The sequence below is a fragment of the Flavobacterium sp. Leaf359 genome, assembly GCF_001423985.1.
Lineage (GTDB): Bacteria > Bacteroidota > Bacteroidia > Flavobacteriales > Flavobacteriaceae > Flavobacterium > Flavobacterium lindanitolerans.
Genome location: NZ_LMPW01000011.1, coordinates 95875 through 108211 on the forward strand (window position 1 = coordinate 95875; position 12337 = coordinate 108211).

General features: G+C 38.4%; 11 protein-coding genes. All 11 read right to left on the minus strand.

The window, feature by feature from the left end:
• Nucleotides 1-104: 104 nt before the first annotated feature.
• Genes ASG38_RS07265 through ASG38_RS07315 form a run of 11 tightly spaced genes read right to left on the minus strand, consistent with a single transcriptional unit; the run spans nucleotide 105 to nucleotide 12334 of the window.
• Nucleotides 105-1652: a glycosyltransferase family 2 protein gene (locus tag ASG38_RS07265; RefSeq protein ID WP_056068654.1), complete on the minus strand. Its 1548-nt coding sequence runs from the start codon at nucleotides 1650-1652 to the stop codon at nucleotides 105-107.
• Nucleotides 1649-2791, minus strand: a complete 1143-nt coding sequence (locus ASG38_RS07270; protein WP_056068657.1) for a glycosyltransferase family 4 protein — start codon at nucleotides 2789-2791, stop codon at nucleotides 1649-1651. Before ASG38_RS07270 ends, ASG38_RS07265 begins: the two co-directional genes overlap by 4 nt.
• Nucleotides 2791-3663, minus strand: a complete 873-nt coding sequence (locus ASG38_RS07275) for a hypothetical protein (protein WP_056068659.1) — start codon at nucleotides 3661-3663, stop codon at nucleotides 2791-2793. Before ASG38_RS07275 ends, ASG38_RS07270 begins: the two co-directional genes overlap by 1 nt.
• Nucleotides 3663-5096, minus strand: coding sequence for an MBOAT family protein (locus ASG38_RS07280; protein WP_056068661.1), 1434 nt, complete (start codon nucleotides 5094-5096; stop codon nucleotides 3663-3665). Before ASG38_RS07280 ends, ASG38_RS07275 begins: the two co-directional genes overlap by 1 nt.
• Before the next feature lie 3 nt (nucleotides 5097-5099).
• The gene (locus ASG38_RS07285) at nucleotides 5100-6494 is read right to left on the minus strand and encodes a hypothetical protein (RefSeq protein WP_056068663.1); all 1395 of its coding nucleotides are present in this window, start codon (nucleotides 6492-6494) and stop codon (nucleotides 5100-5102) included.
• Nucleotides 6484-7614, minus strand: a complete 1131-nt coding sequence (gene neuC, locus ASG38_RS07290; protein ID WP_056068665.1) for a UDP-N-acetylglucosamine 2-epimerase — start codon at nucleotides 7612-7614, stop codon at nucleotides 6484-6486. Before neuC ends, ASG38_RS07285 begins: the two co-directional genes overlap by 11 nt.
• A 3-nt stretch (nucleotides 7615-7617) precedes the next feature.
• The gene (locus ASG38_RS07295) at nucleotides 7618-8658 is read right to left on the minus strand and encodes an N-acetylneuraminate synthase family protein (protein ID WP_056069081.1); all 1041 of its coding nucleotides are present in this window, start codon (nucleotides 8656-8658) and stop codon (nucleotides 7618-7620) included.
• A gap of 16 nt (nucleotides 8659-8674) precedes the next feature.
• Complete coding sequence (locus tag ASG38_RS07300; RefSeq protein ID WP_056068667.1) at nucleotides 8675-9337, minus strand: cytidylyltransferase domain-containing protein; 663 nt, start codon at nucleotides 9335-9337, stop codon at nucleotides 8675-8677.
• Nucleotides 9334-10428 (minus strand): glycosyltransferase family 4 protein, encoded by a 1095-nt coding sequence (locus ASG38_RS07305; protein ID WP_056068669.1) that lies wholly within the window; start codon nucleotides 10426-10428, stop codon nucleotides 9334-9336. Before ASG38_RS07305 ends, ASG38_RS07300 begins: the two co-directional genes overlap by 4 nt.
• A 5-nt stretch (nucleotides 10429-10433) precedes the next feature.
• Nucleotides 10434-11252: a polysaccharide pyruvyl transferase family protein gene (locus ASG38_RS07310; protein WP_056068671.1), complete on the minus strand. Its 819-nt coding sequence runs from the start codon at nucleotides 11250-11252 to the stop codon at nucleotides 10434-10436.
• A gap of 8 nt (nucleotides 11253-11260) precedes the next feature.
• Entirely contained in the window at nucleotides 11261-12334 is a 1074-nt protein-coding gene (locus tag ASG38_RS07315) for a glycosyltransferase family 2 protein (RefSeq protein ID WP_056068673.1), read from the minus strand.
• Nucleotides 12335-12337: the final 3 nt, after the last annotated feature.

The window sequence follows — 12337 nt, forward strand, 5'->3', positions numbered from 1 at the left end:
TATTTTTTTATATAACAAAGACCTATTCTACTCTAAATTATTTCTCTATAACTCTTAGAGATATGTTTAAGGGTCGATTTTCCAGAATAAATCAGGTAAACAACTTAACTGTTTTTAATTTTATTAGCCCAAAAAAGGCTTACTGCCCACTTTGCTTTGAAGTTTTTATAATAGCGAAATGGATTCCGGATAGGCTGATGTTTGTAAAATTTAAAAAAAGAAACCGTTTTATAACCTTGCAGTTGTGTTTTTGATTGATGCAATAATCTGTAAAGCATCACTGTAGGCGATGGTTTTGGCTGTAATTTCTCATGTTTCCAAGCCAATTCAGGTTTGGTACGAAAACCGCCTATCGGAGCTTTTAAGTGTAATATTTGGGGAAAAGGAAAGTACAATACATCATATCCTTTATTTCGAAGTTGCATTCCGAAATCGGCATCTTCACCAAAACCAAATTCAAAACTGAGGTCAAATTGGAGTCCCTTTAGCATTTCGGCTTTTACGATACTGCAACCGGAACCAAATGTTTTCCATTGAAACACAGTATCGAATACGGTTTTCTCATTTAGCTGCAAACAGCTAAGCGTATTGGCTTCATTTCCGTATTTGGTAATCTGACTGAAAGCCGTTTCCAAAAAGTCTTCACCAATACGGATGTCATCATCCGCAAAGAAAACCCATTTACTTTCAATTTGCGTCAGGGCCATATTACGGGCATTGCAGGCTCCTGCCTGATGGGTGAACGTATGCGAAATGGCAAAAGGCCAGGAAGTATTTTTCAAAAAATCCAGATTGCTTTGGCTTCCTTCAGCAGGGTTCTGCTCTACAATAATAACTTTTTGGGGCAATTGGGTTTGAACTGCCAAATCAGATAGAAACGTATGCAGATATTGTTCCCTTCCAATAGTTGGTATCACAACATCAACCGTTGCTTTGTTTATAATTTTTCTGGAAGATTGAACCACAAGAGTATCCAAAGCCTTGCCGTCTGTTTTTCTTTTACTATAAAATAAGCTTTGATAAAATGCTTTTGAATGACCCGCTTTTTGGTACAAGACGTAATTAAGCCGTAAAAGAAACAACCATCGGAACTTGTAATGCTGGCGTACAAATTTGAAAACAGTTTTTGTAGTCGCTTTTGAAGTTTTATAGTCTGTGTTGGAATGCAAAAGCAATCGGGGTTCCGAGTAACACAAAAGCCCGTGTGGCATCCATAGCTTCGCTAAAGAATGCAGGAAATAATCGAAATCCTTATCATGCACAATTTCTTTTTCCAAACGCAAAAGCACTTCACCAGCTATTCCGCCAATGGCAGCACTGGCAAACCAGGTTGCGAACTTTTCATTCTTGTTTGGATTGGCAAAAAGGCTTTCGTCTACATATCCGATAGTATCCGGAAAATAGTTTTCTTTTGCCGGATTGTAAAAAGCCATTATTTTTTTATGATGGAAAACAGCAGCAATACTATCATTATCCTTATTAAAATAATTGCGTTGTGATTCATGACACCAAAACAACAGCGATTCAGGAAACGCATGCGCTACTTCAAACAGTGTATCTGCAATGGAAGCCAGACGAACCGGAACGTCTTCCTTTAAAGTATCGTTCCAGACCTGTGTTACTGCATTATTTTGGTGGTAGAGAATAATCATAACTGCTGCTTATAGAATTCAATATTTTGCAGGACTGTTTTTCGTATGTCAAAAACATGCTCCACACGTGTCCTGGCATTTTTGCCAAGTTGCAACACCTGATTTTTATCGGTAATCAGTTCGTTTATTTTTTCAGCATATACTGTATGGTCTTTTGGATGTACCAAAAAACCGCTTTCTCCATCAATAATCAGTTCTTTTGCCCAGCCGATATTACTATTCACAACAGCCTTTTGCATGGCCATACATTCTATCGTTACCATGCCCAAAGTTTCGGCAAAAGTCGGGAATACGCATACATTGGCCTTTTGGATATGTTCCTGAATCTCATTATAAGGCACTCTTCCCAAATAACTGACTTTTTCTTTTAGCGTTTCATTTAACATGGAATGCAACAATTGCCAGGTTGATGATGATTGCGTTTGCAAATCATACGAATCAGAACCGATTAATAAAAGATGTGCTTCCGGATTTTTTACAACAACTTTTTCCAGAATGGCAGGAAGTTCCAACACGCCTTTTTTCCTGATAATAGTCCCGATATATAAAATCAGACCGGGTTCAAAATCCGCAGGCGTTTCATTTGAAAAGTCTGAAAGCTGGATTCCGTAATGCAAAGTTTGAATAAGTTTGCCCTTAATTTTAAAAATCTCTTTTGTAAGATTGCCCGCAAATTGTGTCGGTGCTATATAAGCTTTTGCCTTTTCCAATCCGAGTTTTTCAAACCAAAAGTTCTTACGTTTCTGCTTTCGGTTTTCCAAATGGCAGAAATAGGCATCGCTGCCATGAAAACGGATGACCAAAGGCGCATTCAGATTCATAAAGGCTGTAATTCCTGTCCAGTCCGGAGCTTCTACCAAATCAATCTTATCTTTTGTAATGTGACGATTAAGATAATTCTGGAGGTGTTTTCTATAAAAATACCAACCAAAAGCTTTATATTTTTTATGTTGTATCAGATGAATTTTTATGCCGTCTTCTTCCAGAATTTCATCTGTTTTTTGGGAATACACAAAAACCGAAACCTTAATTCCCTCCTTATGCAAAGCCAAAACAAGATTTTTGATGCTGGTTCCGATTCCGGCAGCATGTCGAACCTTCTCATGAGGATATTCGGGTGTTAGAAAAGCAATGTGCATTATTGAAAAAATTTATCCAAAAGAAACTGCGTAAAGATAGTAGCTCCTTTTTCATTCATATGTCCGCAGGAAGAAAAATAATCATCGCTGGTTATTACAGCTTCAAAATTATGAACTTCCGGATATAATTTGACAACATCTTCAAAATATGCAGCATTTTTTACATTTTCGCACATGGGTGTTGTAACCGCAATCAATCGTATGTTATTTTCCCTGCAGATTTTTTTAATCTTTTCATACGCCGTATTTCGCTTCGGACTGTATTTTGAAAGGTCATACTTCATGTTTTTTCCTTCGCCTTTTAATGGATAAAAACCATGACGTTGCAAGGATTTTGATGGTCTTTCCGCTATCGTAAAAAACAATTCCCTGCTTCCTATTTTAGCATCATATTTTAGATAGCGGTAAAATGGCAGGTAATACAATTGGTCAAAATCTTCTATATTTTTATAATAGTCTCTAATCTGAACCGACTCTTTCAAATAAGGATAAAAATAAGCCCGGGTACCTTCAGAAAACCCGTTGGAATTGATATTCAGGTCTACCTCAACGACAAGATTTTTAATTTTTGTTCCTTTTGCCAATAAAAGTTCCAGTAACAAAGCACTCTCTTCCAATCGGGAGCCACTCATTCCAAAATTATAAGCCGAATAGCCTTTATCGATAAACAATTGCGGAACAAAATGGTTGTTGGCTCTGGATGAACCTAAGAAAATCACATCGTAGTCCTGAGATTTTCCGGTATAGGCCAATGCTATTTTATTTCTGGGTTTGCTATTTACATATCCAGCCGTGAAAGCATAATCCAACAGATAGATTACGGCTATAAAACCGACAAAAACCTTAAGCAGATAGAGCAGAAATCTTTTCATCAGAATTGGAAATAAATAAAACTTTTATACTCGCTGTAAACTCCAAACAACAATAAAACCGCAATGGCTAAAGCAATTTTCAGATAGCCGTATCGTCCGGAAATTGGTTCGACTTTATAGCGGTTGAACCATTCAAAACCAACAAACAACAAAATCATGAGCAGCAGTTCATAATTATAGCGCTCTATGCTAAAATACTGGCTTTTGAATTTCAAGTTGGTAAACATTCTCTGTATATATCCGAATGCTTCGGTGATTGTTGGTGCTCTAAAAAATATCCATGCAAAACACGTTAATAGAAACGTCAGTCCGATTTGAGGAATCAGTTTGAGTGTTTGAACCGCATTTACATTTTCAATATTTCCGGTATGTATTCTGTTTTTCTTACTTAGGAGCAACGGAAGGAAATACAATGCATTTAAGAATCCCCAAACCAGATAAGTCCAGTTGGCACCATGCCAAAAGCCGCTTACCAAAAAGATGATAAATGTATTCCTGATTTTCATTCCTATTCCGCCTTTACTACCTCCTAATGGAATATAAAGATAATCCCGGAACCAGGATGAAAGCGAAATATGCCACCGCCGCCAGAATTCTGCAATATCCCGTGAAAAATACGGATAGTCGAAATTTTTAAGCAAGTTGATACCAAAAAGTTTAGAGGTTCCCAAAGCAATATCAGAATAGCCCGAAAAGTCACCATAAATCTGAAAGGCAAAATAAACTGCTCCCAGCATAAGCGACAGGCTGTTCATGCTTTCATAATTGTCAAAAACAGCGTTGGCATATTGGGCACAACTATCTGCAATGACTATTTTTTTGACCAATCCCCATAAAATCTGATGCAGTCCTTCCTTCGCCTGCTGATAGTCAAAATTTCGTTTGACTTTTACCTGGGGCAAAAGATGCGTTGCCCTTTCAATTGGTCCGGCTACCAGTAATGGAAAATAGCTTACAAAAAGCGCATAGTCAATAAAATTCCGTTCGGCCCGAATGCGTTCTTTATAGATATCGATGATATACGAAAGCCCGTGAAAAGTATAAAATGAAATTCCAACCGGTAAAACCAATTTGAGAAGTAACGGATTGGCGTTCAAACCAAATCCTTTCAACAATTCTGAAAAGGAAACTGCAAAAAAATCATAGTATTTGAATACGCCAAGAAATCCGAGGTTTACGCCAACGCTAATCCAAAACCAGGTTTTTCTACTCGCTTTAGATTGGCTGTTTTCTATTTTTAATGCCGTAAAATAATCCAGTCCTGTCGAAAAAATTAATAGGAATAAAAATCTCCAGTCCCAACACGAATAAAAATAGTAGCTCGCTATAATCAGCAATGCATTTTGTGCCTTTTTGGATGTTTTGAATACAAACCAATAAAGACAAAAAACTACAGGAAGAAAGACAGCAAACGACAGGGAATTGAAGAACATATTCTAGCGGATTATGTTACGTATGGCTTCCCAAATGCGTACCGAAGCATCCTGAATGGGTTGTTCGTTAATTACTTGAAACCATTCTTTTGCCGCAGCGACATTCGATTCCGGATTTAGTAAGCCAGTTTCAATACGGTCAGCTATTTCCTCAGGAGAATCGAGCCAGATTACGGCATTTTTATGTGGCATGGAACGAAAATGGACGTAGTTATAAATCTTTTTGACTGATGAGTTGCTGTCTGCTGTACATTCTGTATCATAGTTGACAAAACAGCAAGGTTTGTCATAAGATACATAATCAAAAACCATAGAAGAACCCAGATTGACCACCATTTCCGTATGGAAGATGGTATTCTGCTGTAAGGCCACATCTTCTTTGGTAGGTAAAATAGTATTCCAGCCTTCACCAATTTTTTTCCATAAAGGCGGCAAACTGACAATCAAATCTTTATTGGCTCCCAAAACGGCATCATAACGCGAAGAGAAATCGACTGGGCAACGACGGAACAGGATTCCTAAGTTATACCCTTTGGCATTTAATGCACGGACCGCTTTTGCCGTGTCTGCCAGATATTGCTGGTCATCAGGAGAAGTCGTAATATCATCTCCCGAAAAGCAAATGTATTTTTTGGCACTATCCAAGCCATTTGCTTCAAAAAAAGCCTGTTTTGACTGAATAGTCGCTTTGTTGGCATGGGATTCAAATTGCGGTGTGCCCGTTACAAAAACCTGTTCCGGATGTATGTAGTCATAATAATAAAGCAGTTCCTTTTTCATATGGTCACTCCATACAAAATAGTAATCGGTTTCAACAACCATAGTCGCTTTTGGAAGATTGTCCCATGAAAAAATAAAAGAAGCCGTTGGGATTCCTAAATCACGGGCTGCCAGAAGTGGGGCAATAGCCAGAACCGGACGCTGATTCGTACAGAAAACCATGGCCGGTTTTTCCTTTTGTAATGTGGCTAAAGAATCCCGATAAAAATCAGTCTTTCGTTCCTGCTGTTGAATCTTTTCCCGAACTTTTTCCAATCCTTTTCCTGATGATTTGGACGCAATAATTACGCGAGTGGCTATGCTCTTTAGAGAGCTTTTCAGGTTTTTATACGAAAATGGAAAACGATAGGCATCGTAAACCGAATCACCACTTTTTTGGATGTTCAGGTTTAGTTCAATGTGTTTTCGGGCATTTTTATAAATATCAGTCAGCGGATGTGTTTTAGCCCTGTGAATTTTCACTTCTTCATAGCCCAATGTTTTCAAATCAAAAGGTGTATTGTTCCAGAAAACCGGTTCAAATCCTTCTTTTTGTCCTAATTCATGGAAATGAGAATACGCAAAATTGCGTAGGCCAATGCCGTCCGGCAGTAATATGAAGATTTTTTTATTGTACATCAATATCCCTAAATTGCTTCTGATGATTCAGCTGCCAAATATCCTGATTTTTTAATGAATTGAGGAATAATCCGGCACTGTTTCCGGCACCAAAATCTTCCTTTTCCGCATTGACAGTATGGCTGTCGATAGTTTTAAGTGCATCATTTATAGCTTCAACACTATAATCTGCATTGATAATTTCAGAATGTACAGCCCTGTTTTGCTGACGCGTTCCAATATTAATAATCGGAATGCCATAATACGGAGCTTCCCGGATTCCCGCACTACTGTTGCCTATAATGAATTGCGCATTTTTCAGCAAGGTCAGGAAATATTCAAATCGAAGCGAAGGAAATATCCTGAACCTCGGATTGTCTTTTAATTGCTGATAGGAATCTCGTATTGCTTTGCTTCCCAGGTCATTATTTGGATAGATAACCACATAATTATGATTGTCATTGAGCAAGGCCTGTGTGAAATTAGCCGCATATTCCATCATGTATTTTGCTTCCGTTGTTACGGGATGGAACATGGCAATAGCAAAATTGTCAAATTCAATACCATAATATTTTTTTGCCGTTTCCAAATCAGGAAGGTTTTCAGAAAACATAATATCTACATCCGGAGAACCGATGGTAAAGATGGAAGAAGACAACTCTCCCATTTGAATCAGCCTTTTGGCAGCCTGTTCGTTAGACACAAAATGGATATGGCACAGCTTGCTGACGCTATGACGAATCAGCTCATCGACAGTTCCTGAAATTTCTCCGCCTTCAATATGTGCTACCAGAATATTATTGAGCGAACCTACAATGGCTCCAGCCAAAGTCTCTACCCTATCGCCATGAACAATAATCAGGTCTGGTTGGCATTCTTTGACGTAAGCAGACAAACCTTCTATTGTTTTTGCCAGCGTCAAATCCATCGTTGTTTCATGGGTATGATTCGAAAACGTATGGATATTTTTAAAGCCGCAGCGTTCTATTTCAATAAGCGTATAACCGTATTCTTTTTGCAGGTGCATTCCGGTTACGGCAATATAGGGCACAAAATCCTGGTCTTTTTCCAATATCTGGATTAACGATTTTATCTTCCCGAAATCAGCCCGGGTTCCTGTAAGAAAAAGTATTTTTTTCACGGCTTACTGAATATCATTCCAAACTAGCTGTTCATCGTTCCCGATAGCTCTTGTTGCTTTTTTACCCAAAATATCATTAAAGTGTTCTGCGAGTATTTTTCCGGTTCCCGGACGTTTTACCCAGATATTTTCTTTGGTAAAAACTTCTCCTGCTGCAATTGATTTGATAGAACATACTGTCGCAAAAGCAAAATCAATCGTAACCTGTTCCTCTTTTGCGGGTTCTTTGCTTCCACCCCGCATTTGCCAGATTTCATTGCTACCTGTAATCAATTCTTTGCAGGCTGTTTCATCCATACTGCAAACAATATCCGGCCCTGTACGATTCATGTGGTCTGTAAAATGCCGCTCTAAAATAGAAGCTCCCAAAGCCACAGCACCCAGGCAGGCGTTATTATTTAGTGTATGGTCACTCAACCCGAAAACCTTATCCAGAAAAGCCTGATGCAGTTCTGTCATCGCTCCAAAACGCACCAAATGGATGGGTGTTGGATATAGATTAGTGGTATGCAAAAGCGCAACGGGAATGTTGTACCTGTCAAAAATAGCAACGGCTTTTCTGACACTTTCAATCGTGTTCATTCCGGTACTCAATATGACCGGCTTTCCAAAACCGGCAATATGTTCCAGCAATGGATAATTATTACATTCTCCCGAACCTATCTTATAGGCCGGAATATCAAATTTCTTTAAGCGTTCTGCCGCAGCCCGCGAAAAAGGCGTTGAGATAAAAATCATGCCTTTGCTTTCTACATATTCTTTTAACTCCAGTTCTTCGGCTTCATTCAGCGCACAGCGTTCCATGATTTCATAAATAGAAACCGTTGCATTTCCCGGAACAACCTTTTTGGCTGCTCCGCTCATTTCGTCCTCAACAATATGCGTCTGGTGTTTTACAACTTCGGCTCCTGCCCTGTGTGCCGCATCAACCATTTCTTTGGCAACGGCAAGCGAGCCTTCGTGATTGATTCCTATTTCGGCTATCACCAACGGCGGATAATCCAATCCTATTTTTCTTCCTGCGATTTCTATGTAGGGGTTCATTATATCGTATTCTGTTTTATTTATTTTTTTGGTAGATGTATTCGGCATAATCAAAATCATCAGCCGTATCAATATCGACTTGGGCAAAGACATGTTCTACCTGTAGCGGATAGGCGTTTTCGCTGATAATTGTATCTTCTAAAATCAAATCGGATTTGCAGATATAGAGCAGTCCGTTTTCAAAGTAGAGCGGTTCTAAATCCTGGCTTCGTTGTCCCGGTTTATAATTAAACGGTACAAATTTATTGTTATTTATTTTTCCAAGTTTATGGTGACTGCGTGTTACCGTAAAAAGGCTTTCGCATTTCTCATTTTTATAGATTTCAATAGCCTGCTTTAGCAATTTTTCCGGACGTAACGGATTGGTTGGCTGTAGCAGGATTACTGTTTCGGGTCTTTTTTCTAAAGATTCAAGAACATGTTTTAATGCTGTTACTGTAGGTTCATGGTCACCCGCCAAATGTGCCGGTCTGTCAATTACCTCTGCACCGTACTCAAGAGCTGTTTTTTTTATTTGAGGGTCGTCAGTACTTACAAAAACGGCATCAATACTATCCGAATTTGCTTTTGCATATAAAATGCTGTGTGCTATCAACGGAAGCCTGTCGAGTAACATCAGGTTCTTCCCGGGTAGTCTTTTTGAACCGCCTCTGGCTGGAATTATAGCTATCGTTTTCATCTTCCCAAACTTTTTTTAGCTTCTGCAATTCTTTCGTTCATGCCTTTATTCCACGCTGTTTTTGAATAGAGTTCTTCAGGAAGTGAAGGATATTCTTTCTTCTCCAACAAAAATTCGTCTATCGCATCTACCCATTCGGCAACAAAATGGGGGTTTTCAATCAGTCTTCCTAAATCACCATGCTGTAAAACTTCCGGAACACCGCCCAAAGCAGAGGCAATACTATAGCAGCCACAATGGAGTGCTTCAATCAGGCTTAGTCCGAAGCCTTCATGCCATAAGGTTGGAAAAAGATAGGCATCTGCTGCCTGATAATATTGGGGTAATTCATCATTCGGGATTTTCCCTAAAAAAGAAACTCCGGCAAAGGTTTTATTTCGTTTTGCACCTATTACCAACAAAGTACAGTCTGTATGTTTCTCATAAATTCGGTTCCAGACATCTAATATCAGGTCTAATCCTTTTTTAGGTCGGTCTTGTGAACACCAGATAAAAACAGTTTTTGATGTCAGTCCTAATTTTTCACGTAACTTTTGTTTCTGTTCCGTTGAAACCTTGAAAAATTTGTTCTCGTCAATCCCGTTATGCAATACGGAAAAGCGGCAAGGCAATATGGTGTAATAATTTTTGTGTGCTTTATAGCTGTCATGAGTTAAAAGAACCATTTCGTCTATAAACTCATAAAAACTTCTGCTTTCGAAATTGCCATAAAAAGGAGCAAAACCATGATAGAAAAATTGAATATAGCATTGGGTTCTTTTCCCTTTGGATTCCAAAAATTCCTGTAATGGTTTGATTATTCCGAAATTATCGACAATCTGGATGATATACTTTTCTCCTGATACTACTATTTTCTCAAGAGCCTCGATATAACCGATGTAATTATTCTTCTGATATTTTTTCTTGAGCTTGAGCGTAAGCGTCTGACTGACGATACCGTATTCCACATTCTGAAATTGTTCGTCGGGCTGTTCGCAAATGATATAATCAATAGCATGGTCGCCATTCAGGTAATTCTGATACAGAGTAGTCCAGCTTCCTATTTTAGGATAAGGCAATGGGAGTTGTGATATCAAGATTACTTTGGACATACTTATTATTTAAAAGGACATACGTCCATCAACTTATTTTGTAATTCTTTGATTTTTTCGGCTTTCGGAAGTGAATCTGTTTGGCTAAAAAGTAATTCTGTCTGGTTATTGTCCTGAGCTTGCGCCAGAAATTCCGGTGTATAATTTTCAATTCCAACCGATTCGAAATAGTCCTGATATTTGATTCCGTCTCCAAAAACATTTTCGGAAAACTTTACCCAAACTGCCGGAATCTGATAGGCATGGGCTACTATGACTCCGTGTAGCGATGAAGACAATATTTTTCTGCATTTCAAAATTTGGTTGGTCACACTTTCCACATCATTGGTCATCAGGTCTATAATCAGAACATTCTTTTGGTCTTTATATAGTTCTGTAACGATTTGGTAATCGGCATAATGCGGAATTATTCCCAAATCATATCTTATTTCTCTTTCCGGATTATAAAATCGTGGTATTAAAAGTGCCGGATCTCCATAAATTTCCGGAACATCATATCCCTGTGCTATCAGATGCTTGCGTGTTTGCGGTCCTCGAACGGCTAAAAATACGGCTTTTTTTATTTTATATTCTTTTGAAATAATGCCACTTCCCCAAACCACGCATTTTCCACTCACTTGTGTCAGAATACTTCCCGCTGTAAAATACACGGTTTTAAATCGGTCTAAAAATGGACGTTTTTTTGGATGTGTCCAAACAGCTTTCCTACCGGAAATTTTTTCGACTAAATAATGGCCTACTAAATCTCCGTAGTTTTCCTTTTTCTTACCGGCGAGCTGGATTTCGCTCCACCAAAAAAGCCTGATATTTCCGTTTTGGGACATGAACCGGTTTAGGTTTTTATTTTAAAAATGATAGTTTTCAAATCTTCTTTGACCTGATAAATGTAGGGTTTTGTATGGTAAAATGAAACGATATGCAACAGGATTTGGTCATTGATTTCTTTTAGGCTGTAAAATTGCGGAACTTTTTTGCCCATTTTTTTCTTAAGCCTGTATTTGAAATTGTTTTGAACAGGGTTTTCTTTTATCTCTACTGCCAGAATCCCATTCATAGAATTAGGTAATTGCTGATAAAGAAAATAATCAATCCGCTGCTTTTCATTCGACAACAAAGTGACAGGAAATGCCTGCAATTCTTCCCATTGTCCCTTGTCCATTATATGCCCCCAATCTTTTGGATTGACCTGGACTATGTTTCCTTTTTGGTTATGGAACAGATGCTGCTGGTTTATTTCTACAATTCCGGAAAGTTGTAATTCCTTATTGAGCGTTTTGGTTTCCCTTTGACGGTAATTTGGGTGCCATTGGTGCAGCATCAATAGCTTTTTATTATAAAAATTTACTTTGCATCCTGCATTTTTCAGTCGATTGTGAACATCCGTATCTTCGGCTCCCCAAAAATGGAAAAACTCATCAAATCCGTTTATTTTTTTAAGACAGGAAACCGGAAAGAGCGTCATTCCTGTAGCTTCTTCATTGGTTTTGAAGTTAACCTGGTAGGATTCAAAAGCCACATTCTTTTTTGTTTCGCTTTCTGAAAGAAACCCTACCTGAAAATAAGTGGCTGAGGCTGTATCTGAACATTGTTCTAAAACTGAAGTAAATTCAGGATGGAAAATCATATCGACATCGGCAACAAAACAATAGCCTTCCTCCAGTTTTTTTATGGCATAGTTTAAGGCTTTGCATTTATTCCAGGGTTGGTTTTTGGCGTACAGATAAACATAGGAAGCAAAATCATATTTTTCAACCAGAGCTTTTGCTTCTGCTGCAATTACATCTTCAGAACCATAATCTATAAACACTACATTGAAGTTATGTACTTTTTGTTGTGCCAACGAATCCATAGAACGCTGTATGCGCTGTATTTCTCGGTTTCGATATGGATAGAGTAGGGTTATCATGTT